The organism is Aquimarina atlantica (assembly GCF_000626715.1).
Lineage (GTDB): Bacteria > Bacteroidota > Bacteroidia > Flavobacteriales > Flavobacteriaceae > Aquimarina > Aquimarina atlantica.
This window is the reverse complement of record NZ_AQRA01000007.1, coordinates 38,910-57,357: the sequence shown is the minus strand read 5'-3', so window position 1 is coordinate 57,357 and position 18,448 is coordinate 38,910. Positions and strand designations below refer to the sequence as shown.

Here is an 18,448-nt window from a genome sequence, read left to right as displayed (position 1 = left end):
CCTTATTAAGTATTAGTTCGCCTTACCATCGATAACATCGCTCCGCTAAAAATTAATAGTGTTCCTATGATTTTATTTTGCAAGTGAATCTTTTCCTTATTTTCAAGATATTTTTTTAATCGGGATGCAAATCTAACATACATAAAAAGACTGATGCCATCAATTACCAAATAGGTTATTCCTAATACTAATACTTGTGGTGCAAAAGCAAGACTTTCATCAATAAACAAAGGAAATAATGCAGCGAAAAATACAATTGCTTTTGGATTTGATGCAGACATAAAAAAACCTTCACTATATAATTTTAAAAAGCTCTTTTCTCTATTCTTTTTTTTGAATTGTTCGACGTTTGGTTTTGAAATAATTTTTGTCACTCCCATATATACCAAATATCCAACACCAATCCATTTTATCAGGCCAAAAATTTCTCCCGAAGAAATAACAATAGATGCCAATCCCAGCGAGGATAAAAATATCTGTATAGCATTTGCCGATAAATCTCCTAATATCGTTCCAACTGTTTTTTTTGCTCCATAATTCATACTATTCGCAGAAGCGAGCAATACGCTTGGCCCAGGAGTCACTGCAATAATAAAAACCGTTCCTATAAACGAAATCCAAAGTGTAAGATTCATATCGATCATTTTATAAATTACCTTAAAAATAGCACAATTACAATTGTAAATCTAGGATTAGTAATAAAATAGGTAAGTAAAACCTAACTATTCTACTTACCTATTTGCTTAAAGGTATTCAATTTTTCTTTTACTTCATCCTATTACATTTTCGATACCATGTTTCGATTTTTCTAAAATGGTTTTTAGTTCACTCTTTTCTATATCGGTTAATGGCTTTAATGGGCTTCTCAAGTTTCCTCCTTCTTCTCCTAAAATAGCTAAACCTGCCTTAACTGCTCTTGGTAACCCTTTGTTTACTATAAATTTCAGAAGATTAATCTGCTTATAAAATATGTCCTGCGCATATCGTAAGTCATTTTCCTGAATAGCATCATACAATGCAATATTAAGTTCGGGGATAAGGTTTGGTGCCGCTGTACACCATCCCATTGCACCAGCAGAAAGAGCTGCTAATGCCAAAGGGTTCGAGCCATTGTAAAAAGCCACATCCTCGCCTAATTCTTTTCTTAAATAGTGCATACGCTGCACATCACCTGTACTTTCTTTAATCATGGTGACATTAGGAATCTCCAACAAACGTTTTAGTAATGCAGGTGACATGTCTACTCCACTTGTAGCAGGGTTATTATAAGCCATAATCGGAATAGAAATCTGCTTTGCTACCGTGTCATAATGCCTAACGATTTCATCATCTGTTAATTTCCAGTAACTCATTGGGATAATCATAACCGCTGTAGCACCAGCTTTTTCTGCAAACTTAGCATGATGCACCGTCCTTTCTGTTGTTAGATTCGAAACTCCAACCAAAACAGGAAGTCGTTGATTAACTTGTTGAATTGTTGCTTCGGTTATCGCTTCTTTTTCCTGATCTGTAAGGTATGGAAGTACACCTGTACTTCCTAAAGGAGCAATACCATGAGATCCATTTCTTATTAATCGTTCTAAAAGTTTTTTAAATAAATCAATATCTACTTTTTCATTAGTATCGAATGGTGTAATAGGATAAGCAATCACGCCTTTAAATGGTACATTTTTCATTGTGTATATTTTTTTGATGATTTATAAATCTCTTCCTTCTTCTTCGCGAAGTGCTACACCTAGGTTTTGAAGCTGAGGCGCATTTTCACTAGCAATGTATTTTGCACTTTTTGTACTACTCAAATTTTTATGGCGATGCCAGGTCCAACTGGGAATGTAAACAGCATCTCCTGCTTTCCAATCTACCCTCTTATCTTCTATTTCGGTATACCCCTCTCCTTCGATTACATATAGTAATGTTTCATACGTATGCCTGTGTTTGTTTGTCATTTGATCTGGCAACAAACCACCAATCGTCATACTTACATTTTTACTAGGTAGATCGATAAAAAAAACAGGATGTTTTCTTTCTGTAGAGAACTGATCATGTACCCCTGCATTTTCTACATTTTTATGTATTAATGTATCAGGCATTACAAATTTTGGTCTTGCAAAAGTTTCATGAAAATCTTTTGAACTGAATTTTTTTTCTTTAGTTTCCATTGTTTTCTAATTTTTTGTTCATTGTATTATTACGACATAAAAGTATTTGATATTTGGACTATCTTTATGGTACAGAAAATACATAAATAGATAGTCCAGATGCTTAGACCTTGGAAACTTCAAATTAAAATCGATCTTACCAGTAAGAAAGCTATATATCTACAAATTGCAGATGCTATTATTGATGCGATTAAAAATGAGCAATTACATAAAAACCAGGCCTTGCCAGGAAGCAGACAACTAGCAGAATTAATAGAAGTAAATAGGAATACAGTTGTCGAAGGTTTAAATGTCTTAATTGCAGAAGGATGGCTTGTTTCTAAAGAAAGAAAAGGAACATTTGTAGCCAATGTCTTTCCTAAACAGGATCAACATAAAAGCATATACAGGAAAAATACTATTGATGATGAGCATTTATCAAAACCATTAATCGTTTTTGATGATGGATTTCCCGATAGTAGACTTGCTCCAACTGTAGCATTAGCAAGAGCATACAGGCAGATTTTTAACCGCAAAGCTCGTTGGCAAATGATGGGATACAGTAATGAACTGGGAGATTCTGAGTTTAGAAATGCAATGGTACAAATGCTAAATTTTAAGCGAGGCATGAATATTTCAATTCATGAAATTTGCATCACCAGAGGCAGCCAAATGGCAATGTATTTAACCAGTCAGTGTTTATTAGAAAAAAATGATTTTGTATTAATAGAAAATCCAGGTTATAAACCAGCATGGCAAGCTTTTGAAAGTATCGGCGCCAATCTTCTTCCTGTTTCGGTAGATAATCAAGGATTAAGTATCGATGATGTAAAGTATTATTTAAAAAAGTATAAAAAGATAAAAGCAATATACACCACTCCTCATCATCAATTTCCTACAACTGTAACAATGAGCTTACAAAGACGTTTGGAGTTAATCTCATTATCTAATCAATACGGATTTACCATTATTGAGGATGATTATGATAATGAATTTCACTTTGGATACAGACCAGTTTTACCGATTTCTAGTTTTGATAACGTCCAGCATTTTATTTATATAGGAACATTAAGTAAGATCATTGCTCCTGCCCTACGGATTGGTTATTTGGTAGGAAGTCAAAGTTTTATAAAAAAGGCAGGAAATCTTCGTAAAATTATTGATGTACAGGGTGATAATATCATGGAGCAAGCTATTTTACAATTAATAAAAGACGGAGAAGTAAAACGTCATTTAAAAAAGACTTCTGCGATATACAAAGCCAAAAGAGATTATTTCGAAACCCTGCTTCATACATATTTAAAAGAAAAAGTATCTTTTAGTAAACCAGATGGAGGGCTTGCTTTTTGGCTAATGCCTAAAAAAGAAGTAGATGTTTTTCAGGTTGTCAAAAAGCTAAACATGCAAGGTATAGATATCATTACACCTAATAAATTTAGTTTTAACAAACCCATACATGGTTTCCGTTTAGGATATGCATCATTATCTGAAGAGCTTTTAAAAAAAGGGATTATTGCACTTTCTAAATTATTATAGTAATATATCACACAACCCCAATCATTCTGTTCTTATTGATGATAATGATTTAAATCTGTTGTACTCATTACAGGAGTAAACTCTATTATACTATATTCTGCTACTTCTTTTTGTATTAACGGATCTTTATCTAATATTTCATAAACTTCTTCTTTTGAGTCGCAATTAGCAATTACAATTCCTCCTGTTCTAGGTGATTTAGGCCCTCCTATTATAAATTTCCCTGTGTTGTATTGTTCTGAAATATAATTACGGTGATCTTCAGTAAAACGATTAACTTCTTCTATTGGTTTAACAAAATTAAAATTGATAATAAACATTGTATACTTTTTTAGTTCTTGGTTATTACTTTGGTATCTAAACTATCTTGATTTATATCTAAATACCGTTCTTTTATGATATTGAAATGTCTTAGTTCATGCCCTGCTATGTGGTATGCTAACCCTCTAACAGTTCTATTATTAATATTCCCAACAGACGTGCCACTTCTCATAAAACAATCATCTGGTAAATATTTAAAAAGCGCTATGGTTGATTTTCTTACCATCTCATATTCATCAAATATACTTTCTAAGCTTCGCTCATTGGCTTTAGAATAAACTGCATAATCCTTTTCTTCAAATCCAGGCAAAGGTGTTTTATCATTTCTTGCATATCGTAATGCTCGATACGAAAAAATACGTTCATCATCAATAATATGTACCAGGATCTCTTTAATAGTCCACTTATTCTTAGCATACCTGTGATACAGTTTTTCTTCTGGCAAATTGTATATAAAGTTTTTGATGGTAATAAAATTATCCCACAAATGATTTAAAACTTCGCCATCATCCTGCAACAAGTCCATATATATACTAGAGTAAGCAGGAAACTCACCAGAAACAGGTTTATCAATTTTCCTCATAACATTTTGTTTAGATTATCATTCGCCCAGGTTTCTATTAAAAATCTGGCTATAGAATCTGGCCTTGAAAGTGTTAGCTCTTCTTTTAATACGCTCTTATGTATTTGTTCTGCCGAAAACCAGGCTGCTTCTTTAATTTCTTCGCCATCTACCACAAATTCTGTGTGGTCTACCTCGGCAACAAATCCCATCATTAAGGAAGATGAAAATGACCATGGTTGGGAATCAACGTAACGTAAATTAGTTACATCTACATTCACTTCTTCTTTCATTTCTCTTACCACAGCATCTTCAAGGCTTTCGCCAATTTCTACAAACCCTGCAAATGTGGAACACATATATCCATTATCAATTTTTCTTTTATTCAATAGACATAAGGGTTGTCCTTCTTTTGGTTTATATTCAATAAGTACGATGATAGCTGGAGAGATTTGTGGGTAGAAAATAGTAGAGCATTTTGGGTTTTTACATTTTTTACTATGCCCATTTTCCCAACTTTTAGTATCTGCTCCACAAGCACCACAAAACCTGGTTACCTCATGCCACTTATTAATCCCCAAGGCATACGCCAAAAGCGCTGCTTGTTCATTTTCTAATTGACCTACTAAATCTCTAATATCATAAAACTGACCTGCTTTTAAAATTTTTGAAACACTTTTTACATTTGCTTCTGTTAACTCGGCTGTCCATATTTTTTTGTCTTTCTGCACTCCTAAAAAAGAGCTGTTGAGTGAGATCTGATCAAAGAGTTCTAATGGAAACATGGCTAATTCTTTTCTTTCCCTTTCTTGAAAGAAGTAAAATTTATGCTGAAACGAGATAATCAAAACATCATTTGCAGAAACTGCTGAAGGAGTTCTTCTCTTTTCGGCAGCTCTATCAAAAAATGGATTACTATAGTATTGTTTTTTCATTTCGAGGTATAATTATTTGCCCAGGTTTTTGCCCATTTACCTAGTGGAGATAATAATTCGAACAACTCTTTTCCTTGCTCAGTTAGCACATATCCATCAATAGAACGTTCTATAAGATGAGATTCCGTCAACTCCTTTAATCTCTTATTTAACGTAGTGGGAGAAATTGATTCACAATACTCTTGTAACTTCCTAAATGTACTTGGACCTCTATACAGATGCCATATTATTCCCATAGCCCAACTTCTTCCTAACAAATCAAAAAGAGCCATGATAGGTTGTCCGGTTTTTGATCCTCTAACTGGTTTTCCTGGTTTTGGTGTTGCCATATTACAAATTGCTACATATTTGATAGCAAAGCTACACAAAGTGTAGCGATAAATCAATAAAAATAATATTTATGTGTACAGGTAGCGTTATCAGTAGTATTGCATAGCAAAAAACAGAAGACAATTTGATCCCAAACTCAAATTGCCTTCTATTGCATAAAAAAACAGCCAATAGGTTTCTCTTTTTCTAAAGAGGGTAGGTTCTAATTTCTAAAAACAGCATAAACTCTAACATCTGGGGCGCTTTCTAAATAAGGTTTTAATTCTCTAACCACGTCTTTTTCGAATAAGTTCGATGACAGGTATGCTTTTGCATCTGCTTCAGATTTAAAACCATGCATCACCTGTACATCTTCTGTTCTTAAAATCAATTCTTTTGATACTGCTCCTTTGATTTGTTTTAAAAATGGCTCTTTGTATCTAAGATATATACCCGCAGCACGTTCTCGATTTTCTGATTTGATTTTCAGAGTAATTTGTAAATAGGCATTTGTTTCTGCTTTTTTGTCCATTGTCATTGATGTTAACGTTAATAACACTATTGTCGCAAATATTGGCAATAGTCTGATTGAAAATTTAAATTTTGATTTCATTGCACTCATTATTTTGTTACAGAACAAAAGTAGCTCGCAACGAAACCCAAGAAAATGGACAAAACCTACTATAATTAGTAAATTTAGGAAATCGTTTTTCTAAACTCTGAGGGGGAGATCTTAAGATGTTTTTTAAAATACTTGATAAAATAATAAGGATCTTGAAATCCCAAATCATATCCTATTTGGTTTATTCGTGCATTAGTATGCACTAATTTTCTTTTGACTTCTAAAAGAATTCTATCGGTAATCACTTGTGAAGTTGTTTTTCCCATTTCGGATTTAATAATAGAATTAAGTGTTTTTGTTGAAACCGAAAGCCGATCTGCATAATTAGATACAGACCAATTTTGATTAAAATTATGTTCTAAAAGATCTCTAAACTTAAGATATGTAAAATTGCGGCTTGAATCTGTTTTGATTGTTGTATCATTTTTTCGCTTCTCACGTTCTATACGAAGCAAAAAAGCTTTTAGCACATTAGATAGAATCATTTGGTTACCAAATTCACCACTATTTTTCGTTTCATTTTCTATTTGCTGAAAATAGCTTAAAATCTGGTGTTCCTGCTCACTAGAAACCTGATAGAAGGGTTCTTGATGATTATTAAATATAGAGTAGGTAAGAAAAAAGTTGATGTCGGTTTCGTTATTTAAAATAAATGACTCATTAAAATGAAGTAACAAACCGTTATAATCCTGGCGTTGTTCAAAAAAATGAATCTGATTTTTGGCGATAAAAAAAATCCTGTTTTTTTTAATATCATACTCTTCAAAATCTATAAAGTGTTTTCCTTTATTGCTTTTAAACCAAATAATTTGGTAAAAACTATGTGTATGTGGCTTTGAAGAGTGTTGGGAATGTATTTTTTGATATTCGGCCAAATCATAAATATCAAACTGCCTCTTTTGGGGTTCATCTTTTAGAAAATGATACTTTTCGATTTTTTGTTCTGACATCATTTTTGCTTCATACTATCCCAAGGGGGGATTTGTTATATAAAGTATACTTTTTTTATCATTTCACTTATATCAGTGTAGAAATGCTTTGCATTTTCTAACATATGCCAGTGCCCTACACCCTTATACAGTTTGTTTGGGATATTATGTTCTTTTATAAAATTCTGGGTGTCTTTTGGAGTATCCAAATCACCCCATATATACACCTTATTACAGGTTAAATCTTTGAACTCAAACCCACATTGGTTATCCTTAATGTGCTCCTGGCTTGTAATCCCCCAGTTACGCATTCCCTGTGGTTCAGAAAGTCTAAAGCTGCAATAATATCTTTTATATCGTTCTTCTTTTGTTGCTTTTTCAAAAATCTTTTTTTCGAAAAATCGGGTAAATTCTTCTGCTGTATTATATTGTAAAGGTTTGCTTGAAAAATAGCTATCTGCCTCTGTTAGATTTCCTTCTATATTTATATAATGATTAATTTTACTTGCTAATTGTTGGCAAACCCAGGTTCCTATAAGTGCGCCAATCGAATGTGCAACAATATTTATTTCTACATTGTTCTCTGTTTCTTTTTCTATTACCTGCGAAAGTAAACCTGCTTGCTCTTTAATCGATACATAGTTAGAATTTACAGGACTAACCCCAAACCCAGGAAGATCTACAACATAAAGATTAAATTCTGATGCAAGATCAGAGCTAAAAACCTCTGTATATGCTAAACCAGAATCGGCAAATCCATGTAAAAACCAAATCGATTGTTTGGTTTTATCTACAATATTATATCTTATGAAGATACCGTCAAGGACTTTTATTTTCATATGTTTCTTTTTAAATGTAAAGATTATCGTTTTTAAACGCTACAGCTTCCTGTTTTTTTAGTATTTCAGATTTAACAGTTCTTTATAAGGATCCCCTTTCAAACCTAACAGTTTAGCAAATGCTTGTTCGGTTTTCACTCCATTAGATTTTAATTCCTTTATTTTGGACCGAAATTCGACTCCTTTTTCTTTCAAAATCTTATATTCTACAATCATATGCCTATATGCATCCTGTTGTTCGGCAGGAATATTTTGCCCAAAAATCTCTATATCAAACCCATTGGATTGAAACCGGCAAACCGTTCTTTTTGTTTCATCATAGGTTCGAGTCGTAACCACAAAGTCTTTTTCTTTTTCAAATGACTCAGTAATTAAATTGGTAAACTTTGCATGATCTTTGCATTCGCAAATAATATCCAGATCGCTTTGTGGTACATCAATAGCAATCGGTATAGTTCCTGTAAGAATAGGAGTATATGCTCTCAATATCTTCATGATATCTAACCTCAGCAGGGTATCATATGCTTTTCTTTGTCGAATATTTCCGAATTTTAAATACTCTATATTTCTAAAATCTATCATGGCAGATGAAACAAAACTACGATCAGTCTAAGGTATAAAACGGCTAAAAAAAATGTTATAAAATTAAGTTAATACCTGCCAAAATAATCATTTGATCATCTCACTTCTACTACAGCAATATTCTTTGTAACCCACCTCAATAATTCATTGGACTACTCATACCAAATCCTACTTTTTGTTGCTGCTTATAGCTTGTTCTTGTATTGAGTGAGCATCTATTCTATACCCTGTTGCATTTTGTCCTTCTGGATCCCCTATCACTATACCATAAAACACATCACCATCAATTAGTACGTTCTTTTTATTGTACGCAGATAGATCTAATCTTTGATCCTTACTTATTACAGGTATCGTTATTTTGTTATCCAATAGTATTTCCCAGTCCCAAAACATATGACCTGCTCCTTTTCCTGTTGTATTAGGAGTATATGTTCTAAGTATTCCTTTAATAAGTATTCGTTTATTTTTGTTTTTTTCAAGGCATTCAAAATTAGTACAAGTAGTCATATTTTGATCTTTTATTACTTCACCAATTTTTCTTTCTTGCGCACTAGAAATCATGATTACCATAATCAAAAGAAGAATGACACTAAGCTTTATATCTATTTTTTTAATCATCGGAGTTTTTTTTGAAGCTATACAAAATAATAACACTTTGTGCCATTACCAAATATCAAGGATAAAAACAATCATATCGTGATACTGATCAGCTTTATGAAGATTAGACATTAAAAAGTGATGACTCCAATAGTTCTTAGCTACTTCAAGTAAAAAAACAGAGTTATGATTCTAATTTAAACGCAAGATTTAGGCTTATAGTAAACTATAAGTTTGTGAACGAGTATCAGTATTCTCATATCTGTTCTAAGCAGGTATTATTGAATCTATTTTTCTTCCTTTCACTAAAAGCCATATCATAAAAATCAGTTCTCCAAAAAAGGTAAAAAATAAAAAATCCAAATTCCAACTTGGAACAAAAAAGGTTCCAAGTGTATGAGTCAAATATCCAAATCCAGCAATTAATAGTAGAATTCCAAATATATTTGGAACATAAGAAGATTTGCAAACCAAATAACCTAAAAACAAAAGATATATTCCAAAAATCACTAGTCCAAAAGACCACTCAAGTTGAAATGAATTGAAATAAAACATGATCGAATCGGCAAATTGATTATTTTGAATTGTACCGGAACCTTCAACAACACTCAAAATTTTAATCAAATTTGTTAGAGCGATCAAATACATTGCAGTATATATCAACCTAAACCAGGACGTAAGTAAAGAAAAGTTTTTCATTACGGGTTTAAGAAATATATAAAGAGCCCAAGCCACAATGATGTCACAAATTAGTGTAATAAAATGAAGAAAAATACTTATTGTAAACAGCATTTTATTGCTTAAAACATTATTCATCGTCTCTATTACATCATCACTGATGAGTTCAGGAAAAATATAAAATTCTGCGAAAGGAACAGTCAATGCCATTAGCAACAACCCTAATCCTGCTACTAAAGCTGCTTTGGCTAAAGAAATTTGATTCTTGATAACTATATTATCTGTTTCAATTGTATCCATTTTGATATGATCTTTTTAGTAAGACTGAGTTAATGAAGTTTTGTTACTTTGCGCTTTTTTAATTCTAATGGATATTATCTATTTACTTAATATTTAATTATCCAAAACTGCATCAAATCTCTTTAGAAAAAATTCAATTTTCATCTCTTTTGATGATAATAACATAAAAAAGGATGGTAGTAATAGAGCAAAAAACGATATCAAATAAAAATAGATCTTGTAGTTTTTATCTTTGAAATATGATATTTCCTGTTCAGGAGCAAAAAAACCTCTATAAAGAGGTTTATAATACGTTATTTTATGGCAAATCTAAGTCTGTACAAAGACCTTTATTGCTTAGTTATTTTTTCTTTTATCTGTTTCAAGTATTGCATATCCAAAATTGTCTGACCATCCAGATTTTAAAGGCAATATTTGTCTACTTCTTCCTTCTCTTATCATCCCTGCTTTTTCAAGAACTTTTATAGAACCAATATTATCTACAGCACATCCAGCTTCTATTCGATGTAATTTAAGGGTTTCAAATCCGAAATCTATTACTGCTCTTAAAGATTCTGTAGCATATCCTTTTTTCCAATAATCAGAATGTATCTTATACCAAACTTCTCCTCTGTTATATTTTTTATTTCCGATTTTTAATCCAAACAAGCCTATGAATTTTCCTTCAGATTTAGTTTCAATTGCTAAAGTATAATTCTTTATCTCATGTAGTTGATTTTCTTTAATCCAGGGCTCTATTATAGATTTAGTTTCTTCTATATGTACTGGAATTCCCAAGGTATTATATTCATCGGTTTCTGGCAAAGAATGTAATTCATGAATCGCATCCAAATCTGATAACGTGATTAGCCTTAATTTTGTTCTTTCTGTTACTATTTCGATTCTGATCATTTTTTTCTTTTATCGTTTTTTATAAAAGTTAAATTTTATACATTCGACTTAATGCTAATTTTTCTATAGTCTTACTTTTAGCCAGGAGCCATATTGTTAATAAAAATTCACCCAAAAAAGTGTAGTCAGAAAGAGTAGGTACTTGCAGATTTGGATAGAGAAACAAGAATATTGAATCTAGTGTATACCCCACACCTGCAATCATTAACATTACTCCTATAAACTCAGAAATTCGAGTATCTAATTTAAAGACCAAAAGACCGAGTGGAAAAAGCCATAGTCCCCAAAAAATTACAGCAATATGTGCGCCGTATTCGTAAATGGTCGAAAATAGCTCGGTGAGATTTTGACTTTCTGTTATCGAGAGGTCATCCATACTATTGATTACTATCATAGCAAAATGATTAACCTCATTAACCAGAGAAACACCTGCCCCTAATAGCATTAAGATTAACATAGATAATCCCATTGTTTTATTAAGTGGTGATAATAGTTTGTAGAGATAAGTCACAAGTAAAATACTAATTACATTCATAACTAGAATACTAAATATTCCTATTCGAAACATAAACGAGTTGTTTTTAATATTATCTACGGTTTGCGAAATGTCTCCTTCTATTTTTATTTGAGGTAAAGCATAAACAAAACCATATAGCCCCACTATAATAAGTGTTAAATAAAAAAATCCTGCCACTAATGCATTTTTCTTCAATTCAATATTTTCGATGTTTTTCATTTTATTTATTTTTCATAAGTGAATACTTCTTCTAATGGCTTATTAAAAACTTCGGCTATCTTGAAAGCCAACTCTAATGTAGGAGAGTATTTTCCTTTTTCGATTGCCATTATTGTATGCCTTGTAACTCCCACTTTTTCTGCCAGTTCTTGCTGTGTCATTTCCTTGTCGAGAAAACGCAATGTTCTAATGGTATTAGTGATTTTAATGTCTTTCATGCTAAATACTTTTTTTTGCATAATAAAATTCAGATAGATTCTGGACTACAAAAGCAGCAAATATTGAAAGGAATAGAAGTTTGAACATGGTTGTAATTGATATTCCCAGAATGAGAAGTCCCATCGTTATCACAAAGCCAATCATAAATGTGTTGTTGAAATTTCGAGTAGCCCTAAGTTTGATCAATTGGCCAAACTCATCGGTAAGAAATCTATCCTCTTCTTTTTTAGTTACAACAGAATTCATTATGCTGTATAGCACGTACAAAACAATTCGTGAAATAATCATTATGGGAATAAATAGCAGTATCGAAGCTCCCCAAAAAGGTAATTCTCCCATAGACATGACTTTGCTACTATAGACATTTAGCAGCATCATATAATAACTTAAAAATGTAATAATATCAATAGTCAAAAATACAATCGGTCGTTTTTCTTGTGTTGTCATATGTTTTTATATAAGTTAACAAAATACAACACAAAGGTAATAATTTTTTACCTAATGTAAAATATTTTTAACATTGAGTGATATTTATTTACCGTTTACTAAGAATAAAATTTAAAAATATTTTAATTGGTTATTAAGAATACCTAGAGATTACAGGCATTATAAGGGCATAAAAAATTCTCTCTATAGTTTATTCTACATACAATGTATCTGCTTTCATTTCCTTGGTAATCCATTCTCGCAATTTGTTTACCCTAACAGTATTAAGACTATCAGACACCTGAAATTTCCATCTAGGGAAGATAACTTGCACAGTATCTACTTTTAAGAAATTAGATTTTTGTACTTCGCCGTATCCTAGCTCTGCCAGGTCCGGGAATCGTATTTTTGCATCTTTGGCTATACTGGCATATGGCATTACAGTTACCGGGACTACCTTATTCGCTTCTTTAAGCTGAGTTTCCAAACCGGCTATCTTGATCTTAAGGTCTTCAATTTCATCAAGAAGCTTATCATTTTCTTTTTCTACACGATTTAACTGCACTATAGACCTATCATACGCTTTGGATATCTGATCAATTCCTCTCGACTTATTACCATTTATTGCCAATGTAAAATCACTAATGCTTGTGTATTTTTTAATTTCATTTTGCAAATCACTCACAGTTGCCTCATTAATCTCTCCATCAAAATATAATTTTATAGATTCATTATTATAATCATAGAAATCTTTTCTGAGGTACAAGTTTTCATTAGCATCAATTTCATTAGCTTTAAATGCTTTATAATCCCGTTCTGCATTACTTTCATTAAGAGTTACATAAAATGTATAACTCGCAGGTATCATTACCAATATTGCCAGTAAAGAGGCAAGTCGTGCTATACGCTTTCTTTTTGCGGAATTAGCGTATCGCAACATCGGAAAACGTAATAATTTAGAAACGATAAATGTAGATAATGCAATAAATGTAGCATTAATAGAAAACAAATATAGTGCTCCCAGGGCATACTCTAATTTCCACTCTGCAATACCATATCCTACCGTACATAGTGGTGGCATTAATGCAGTAGCAATAGCTACTCCTGCAATAGCATTAGGCATTGTTCCTTTTTTAGATTTGGCGACAATTAGTGCCAAACCTCCAAAAACTGCAACTAATACATCCAGAATAGTAGGTGCTGTTCTGGATTCTAACTCAGGAGTTAATTCTGTTAAAGGAGAAACCCAAAAATATAATGTAGCAGCAAGAACACTTAGACCTACCATCACCCCCAGATTAACCAGAGATCTTTTTAACGTATCAATATCATTAATAGCAATAGATAATCCAACTCCAACAATTGGTCCCATTAACGGAGAAATTAACATCGCTCCTATCACTACCGCTGTAGAACTTACATTAAGACCAATAGATGCTACAAATACCGAAAAAATAAGAATCCAGGCATTATGTCCTTTAAAAGGGATATCATTTTTAACATCTTCTATGGTTTGATCCTTATCTGTCTCTGATCTTATATCTAATAGTTCTCTAACAAATGTATTAGCACTTGCAAAAAGGCCTTTGGCATCTCTCTTTACTGTTTCTGCCATCTCATCCTGATCAGGAACGGGTTGATTTGTATTTTCTATCATTGTACTTTATCCGTATTGTTCTCCATAGGTTTCTTTTACTTTTTTAAGCACCTTTTTAATATCCTGTTCTTTCTTTTTGGGATAAATCAAAAGTACTTCTTCCTTATCTATAATGATATAATCCTTAAGCCCATCAACTACCACAATTTTATCATCAGATGTTCTAATCATATTACCAGAAGCATCTTCGGGTAATACTCTGGCATTAACTATAGCATTACCAGCTTCTGTTTTATTCAATTTATCGTATAACGACCCCCAGGTTCCCAAATCATTCCAATCAAAAGTTGCCGGAAGCACGTATACATTATCTGCTTTCTCCAAAATAGCATAATCGATAGATATGTTCTCTGCCAGCGGATAATTTTTTTGTATAAAATCGTTCTCCTGCATCGTATTATAGACAACTGACCCTTTTTCGAATAAAGCGACCATTTGCTGCTGAAATTTTGCAAAAGCAGCTATAATACTTTGGACACTCCAGATAAAAATCCCGGCATTCCATAAATAGTTTCCTTCACTTAAAAACTTTTTGGCAGTGTCATAATCTGGTTTTTCTCTAAACTGAGCCACTTTTTTCTTAGCTTCTTGGCTTTCTTTATCATATTGAATATAACCATATCCCGTATTAGGAAACGTAGGTTGAATTCCTAAGGTCATCAAAATATCATGTTCTAAACATGCTGTAAAACTAAATTCTAGATTTGCTATAAATGCATCTTCATCCTCTATCCAATGATCACTAGGCGCAACTACCATTACTGCATCGGGGTTATCCTTCTGGATCTTTAATGCTGCATATAGAATACATGGTGCTGTATTACGCATTGCAGGCTCGGTTACTACCTGTCTTTGCTCTGCTTCTGGTAGCTGTTTTAAAACCAGATCATTATATCGTTCGTTAGTAAGAACAAATATATTTTCTTTGGGAACAACCTTAGCCAGGCGTGAAAACGTACGTTGGATCAGTGTTTCTCCTGTTCCTAACATATCGTGGAACTGTTTTGGGAATTCTGAAGTGCTTACAGGCCAAAACCTTGACCCAACTCCTCCCGCCATCAATATTGCATAATAATCTTTGTTCATAATCAATTTAATAATTCAACTTCTGCGTTGGGGTTAAAAAGGTAAATTCTGCCTGTATTGAGTTCTACGCATTCATAACGTTTTACTTTCTTATTACCTTTCTTAAAGACTTTTCCATTGTATAAACGGAAGACACTTCCGAGGGGTAACTCAAAGATATAATTTTTATCATTAGCAGGGTCATATTGTTTTAACGCTAATGATAATTTTTCATCAGTATCACTACTAGCTCTTGGGTTTTTAAAATGATGTGCTATAACAGGTAATAATTTGGCTGGAAATACTTCGGGATTAATATAGGGTAACATTAATTGCTGAAAGGTTCTTTTCCATTCTATCCCATGTGGTTTGATATAACGCCCATATTTTTCAAAAGCTACAAGATGAGCTATTTCATGAATCAATGTAATAAGAAAACGGTATTTATTAAGAGATGCATTTACGGTAATTTGGTGTCTACCATCTGGCATTTTGCGATAATCCCCATGTCGTGTAACTCTTTCATTTACGATTTTAAGGTGTACATTGCATTTTATGATAAGATCAAATACCTTATCTACAGATCGTTCTGGAATATATTTCCTTAATATTTCTTTCAAATGCCCAAAATTATTAATCTTCTTTTTACTTGCGCAAAATACAAAATTAAGCGCACCAGAATAGCACGCTTAATTTAATATTTTTTACTTTCTTATCCATTTAAAATACACAAAGATTACACTTCCTAATACAAGCAATGGCCAGATATAGAACAATAGTAATGTCAGGTTTTCTATAATCGACCAACCAAAAGACAACCCTTGTTTTGCTTTGTCTAAAAAATTAGGTTCGTACCCTGCAGGTTCATCTTTTGGAATTATAGTTTGATATACATCTACCTGAACTGTACTATAAGATACCTTATTGCTTAAATAGTGCAATCTTCCTTGAGCAGATTCGATTTCTTCCTGAAGCAAACTAAGCTTTTCTTCGGTCTTTAAAATGTCTTCTACCGTTTTAGCTCTTGTTCTTAGGATGGTTTCATAACGCTTTTTTACATCCAACTTTGTTTGTAATCGCGATGTAATATCAATATATTCTTCGGTTACATCTACTGTAGATATATTTTTATAATCCACAAATTCTGCCAACCCACATACACTATCCAAAACAACATCAAACTGGTTTTGAGGAATTCTGATCGTAAAACGATTTTCTTTGGTATAATTTGTATTTGTAAATCGCTCATCAGATATATATCCATGATAGGTTAAAGCAATTTTTTTAGCCAATACCGTTGCCTCCTCAACATCTTTCACTTTAATCCGACAATTCGCATTTTTAATAATCTTTAGTGTAGCATCGACATTATTTTTTTTAGTTTTTATTCTATCACTACCCAGTAGCGCTACTTCTTTTGTTTGTTCTTCAGATTCGATACTCGATAACACAGGAGTTTCTCCTGTATCTTCAAGCATAATGTGTTCTGAGTCTAATGCATATTTGTTTTCACTATTAGCGCAAGAATATCCTAATAATATAACTCCTACTAAAATTATTATTCTGCTTATTCTAAATTTGTTCGTTTTCATTTTTATATTTTTTATCTTGTTAAACTGAAAACAAACTTAAAAGCTAACCTTATTTATCTATTGTAGAATACTTGTAAAGGGATTGTAAAACATTTTACAAAACACAAATATTTCATTATCAAAACATTAAAGCTATAACTTCTGAAGAAAAAATATTATTCGATCTCCTTAAAAAAGCTGTTGCGCAACGGTTCCTGAAGGAGAATACTGCTTCGAGTTATGATATTTCTGAATGGAAAGGACAGGATATTATATGGTTTCAGGAAGATTTACAAAAACAAGTAAAAGCTTCTATTAGCGAAAAATCTTTCTATAGTTATTTTAAAAATTCTTCAGAAAAATTACCTCGTGTTGATATCCTTAATCTACTCTCACAATATTGTGAATACAAAAACTGGAATGACTTTAAAAGTAATCATACCATTTCTTCAAACCCTGCAAATACAATAAATATCCCTAAATGGTTATGGATGGCACCTTTAAGTCTAGGCATATTGATCCTCGTATACTTCATAATTCCTAAACAGAACACCTTTAGTTTTTGTTTTATCGATCAGGATAGAAATCGACCCATTACTAAGATTCCTATTGATATTATTATACTAAACAATGAAGAATCTCCTTTTTTTTCAAAAAGTGATAGTACCGGTTGTTTTACCTGGAAAACCAAAGATGATTTTATTCGTTTTGTAGTCCAGTCTCCTTACCATAAGACCGATACTATATATCGAATAGCTTCTTCAGATCGCCGTGAAGATGTACATATTAAAACAGATGATTACGCCTTAATGCTTCATTATTATGCCAACGGAAAAGTGAATGATTGGAAAAACAGACGAAAAGAATTATCCAGAATAATTGCTAATGACGCCACCATTTTTCAGATACTACCGCAGCGATTAGGTATTGAAATGTATGCCAAAGATGAATTTATAAATAAACTAACCACACCAACACAAAGCCTAAAAAATATTGAGATTATAGAGTCCCGAAGATTAAATGGACAGATTGTTAAACTAAAATTCAGGATAAAATCATGAAAAAATTCATCTATATCATAGTGCTTTTATGCTCATTAGGCTGTGCCAATAATGCGTCTAAATCTATGGAAATGGATGCTGTAGAAAGCTTTGAAAAAATTGAAGAACAATCTGATCTTTCTGAAGACGATGCCTACACTATTATTATTACTCAAAAACTCCAGGAATATCTAGACAGAAAAACATTAGCCAAGACCAATCCCGATTTTACTATCGATACCCATAAAAATAAATTATTCTCTACAGAAGAAGGGGCACAGCTTAAACATATTAATTTTATCACTCCTTTTGAAACGGTTTCAGACTCTGTAAAAAAAGTAGCCACACAAGTTGTTCTTGAACACCAAACAGATACTATTATTACATTGATCAAAACATCTACGATTACTATTGACAACGAAGTTTTTAAAACCCATAAAATAGAGTTCGAAAAGACAGAAGGTGTTCAGAATTAATAAAGCCATCGATTACGGT

At 32.3% G+C, this 18,448-nt stretch carries 24 protein-coding genes; 3 read left to right on the top strand and 21 right to left on the bottom strand.

Translation table 11 applies throughout. From position 1 onward, the window contains the following. Positions 1-5 precede the first annotated feature (5 nt). The 3 genes from ATO12_RS16230 to ATO12_RS16220 form a co-directional block, all read right to left on the bottom strand. Entirely contained in the window at positions 6-635 is a 630-nt protein-coding gene (locus ATO12_RS16230; RefSeq protein ID WP_034244460.1) for a LysE family translocator, read from the bottom strand. A 135-nt stretch (positions 636-770) separates the two neighbouring features. After that, positions 771-1,676 (bottom strand): dihydrodipicolinate synthase family protein, encoded by a 906-nt coding sequence (locus ATO12_RS16225; RefSeq protein ID WP_034243755.1) that lies wholly within the window; start codon positions 1,674-1,676, stop codon positions 771-773. Positions 1,677-1,697: 21 nt separating this feature from the next. Beyond that, positions 1,698-2,159: a cupin domain-containing protein gene (locus tag ATO12_RS16220; protein WP_034243753.1), complete on the bottom strand. Its 462-nt coding sequence runs from the start codon at positions 2,157-2,159 to the stop codon at positions 1,698-1,700. A 99-nt stretch (positions 2,160-2,258) separates the two neighbouring features. On the opposite strand from ATO12_RS16220, the gene pdxR reads away from it, so the two are divergent. Continuing rightward, positions 2,259-3,674, top strand: a complete 1,416-nt coding sequence (gene pdxR / locus ATO12_RS16215; protein ID WP_034243750.1) for a MocR-like pyridoxine biosynthesis transcription factor PdxR — start codon at positions 2,259-2,261, stop codon at positions 3,672-3,674. A 32-nt stretch (positions 3,675-3,706) separates the two neighbouring features. Here pdxR and ATO12_RS16210 read toward each other — a convergent pair whose 3' ends face one another. The 18 genes from ATO12_RS16210 to ATO12_RS16125 form a co-directional block, all read right to left on the bottom strand. Beyond that, the gene (locus ATO12_RS16210) at positions 3,707-3,994 is read right to left on the bottom strand and encodes a YciI family protein (RefSeq protein WP_034243748.1); all 288 of its coding nucleotides are present in this window, start codon (positions 3,992-3,994) and stop codon (positions 3,707-3,709) included. Positions 3,995-4,005: 11 nt separating this feature from the next. After that, positions 4,006-4,578: a DinB family protein gene (locus ATO12_RS16205; protein ID WP_051575892.1), complete on the bottom strand. Its 573-nt coding sequence runs from the start codon at positions 4,576-4,578 to the stop codon at positions 4,006-4,008. Beyond that, positions 4,575-5,492, bottom strand: a complete 918-nt coding sequence (nudC, locus tag ATO12_RS16200; protein WP_051575891.1) for an NAD(+) diphosphatase — start codon at positions 5,490-5,492, stop codon at positions 4,575-4,577. The genes ATO12_RS16205 and nudC overlap by 4 nt, the downstream gene beginning before the upstream one ends. Further along, a complete protein-coding gene (locus ATO12_RS16195) occupies positions 5,489-5,821 on the bottom strand; it encodes a winged helix-turn-helix transcriptional regulator (protein ID WP_034243747.1) in 333 nt (110 codons plus the stop codon). Before ATO12_RS16195 ends, nudC begins: the two co-directional genes overlap by 4 nt. A 203-nt stretch (positions 5,822-6,024) precedes the next feature. Next, positions 6,025-6,333: a hypothetical protein gene (locus ATO12_RS16190; RefSeq protein WP_034244451.1), complete on the bottom strand. Its 309-nt coding sequence runs from the start codon at positions 6,331-6,333 to the stop codon at positions 6,025-6,027. 164 nt (positions 6,334-6,497) lie between these two features. Further along, positions 6,498-7,373: an AraC family transcriptional regulator gene (locus tag ATO12_RS16185; protein ID WP_051575890.1), complete on the bottom strand. Its 876-nt coding sequence runs from the start codon at positions 7,371-7,373 to the stop codon at positions 6,498-6,500. A 35-nt stretch (positions 7,374-7,408) separates the two neighbouring features. Beyond that, positions 7,409-8,191 (bottom strand): alpha/beta fold hydrolase, encoded by a 783-nt coding sequence (locus ATO12_RS16180; RefSeq protein WP_034243742.1) that lies wholly within the window; start codon positions 8,189-8,191, stop codon positions 7,409-7,411. Between the two features lie 57 nt (positions 8,192-8,248). After that, complete coding sequence (locus tag ATO12_RS16175) at positions 8,249-8,773, bottom strand: DUF4269 domain-containing protein (RefSeq protein ID WP_034243740.1); 525 nt, start codon at positions 8,771-8,773, stop codon at positions 8,249-8,251. Positions 8,774-8,941: 168 nt separating this feature from the next. Beyond that, the gene (locus ATO12_RS16170; RefSeq protein ID WP_034243738.1) at positions 8,942-9,391 is read right to left on the bottom strand and encodes a hypothetical protein; all 450 of its coding nucleotides are present in this window, start codon (positions 9,389-9,391) and stop codon (positions 8,942-8,944) included. A gap of 246 nt (positions 9,392-9,637) precedes the next feature. Continuing rightward, positions 9,638-10,348, bottom strand: coding sequence for a DUF4386 domain-containing protein (locus tag ATO12_RS16165; RefSeq protein WP_051575889.1), 711 nt, complete (start codon positions 10,346-10,348; stop codon positions 9,638-9,640). 336 nt (positions 10,349-10,684) lie between these two features. Further along, a complete protein-coding gene (locus tag ATO12_RS16160) occupies positions 10,685-11,239 on the bottom strand; it encodes a GNAT family N-acetyltransferase (protein ID WP_034243736.1) in 555 nt (184 codons plus the stop codon). 28 nt (positions 11,240-11,267) lie between these two features. Beyond that, positions 11,268-11,975, bottom strand: a complete 708-nt coding sequence (locus ATO12_RS16155) for a DUF4386 domain-containing protein (RefSeq protein ID WP_034243734.1) — start codon at positions 11,973-11,975, stop codon at positions 11,268-11,270. 5 nt (positions 11,976-11,980) lie between these two features. Next, on the bottom strand, positions 11,981-12,193 hold the full coding sequence (locus tag ATO12_RS16150) for a helix-turn-helix transcriptional regulator (protein ID WP_025667350.1): 213 nt from the start codon (positions 12,191-12,193) through the stop codon (positions 11,981-11,983). Position 12,194: 1 nt separating this feature from the next. Continuing rightward, positions 12,195-12,641: a hypothetical protein gene (locus ATO12_RS16145; protein ID WP_034243732.1), complete on the bottom strand. Its 447-nt coding sequence runs from the start codon at positions 12,639-12,641 to the stop codon at positions 12,195-12,197. A gap of 190 nt (positions 12,642-12,831) precedes the next feature. Then, positions 12,832-14,277 carry a DUF389 domain-containing protein gene (locus tag ATO12_RS16140; RefSeq protein WP_034243730.1) on the bottom strand — a complete coding sequence of 482 codons (1,446 nt, stop codon included), beginning with the start codon at positions 14,275-14,277 and terminating at the stop codon, positions 12,832-12,834. Between the two features lie 6 nt (positions 14,278-14,283). Beyond that, complete coding sequence (locus ATO12_RS16135; RefSeq protein ID WP_034243728.1) at positions 14,284-15,363, bottom strand: mannose-1-phosphate guanylyltransferase; 1,080 nt, start codon at positions 15,361-15,363, stop codon at positions 14,284-14,286. Positions 15,364-15,365: 2 nt separating this feature from the next. Beyond that, positions 15,366-15,962: a SprT-like domain-containing protein gene (locus tag ATO12_RS16130; protein ID WP_034243726.1), complete on the bottom strand. Its 597-nt coding sequence runs from the start codon at positions 15,960-15,962 to the stop codon at positions 15,366-15,368. A gap of 84 nt (positions 15,963-16,046) precedes the next feature. Then, positions 16,047-16,934, bottom strand: coding sequence for a DUF4349 domain-containing protein (locus tag ATO12_RS16125; RefSeq protein ID WP_034243723.1), 888 nt, complete (start codon positions 16,932-16,934; stop codon positions 16,047-16,049). A gap of 470 nt (positions 16,935-17,404) precedes the next feature. On the opposite strand from ATO12_RS16125, the gene ATO12_RS16120 reads away from it, so the two are divergent. Both ATO12_RS16120 and ATO12_RS16115 read left to right on the top strand, forming a co-directional pair. After that, positions 17,405-17,974 carry a hypothetical protein gene (locus ATO12_RS16120; RefSeq protein WP_034243721.1) on the top strand — a complete coding sequence of 190 codons (570 nt, stop codon included), beginning with the start codon at positions 17,405-17,407 and terminating at the stop codon, positions 17,972-17,974. Then, positions 17,971-18,429, top strand: coding sequence for a hypothetical protein (locus tag ATO12_RS16115; RefSeq protein ID WP_034243718.1), 459 nt, complete (start codon positions 17,971-17,973; stop codon positions 18,427-18,429). Before ATO12_RS16120 ends, ATO12_RS16115 begins: the two co-directional genes overlap by 4 nt. Positions 18,430-18,448 lie beyond the last annotated feature (19 nt).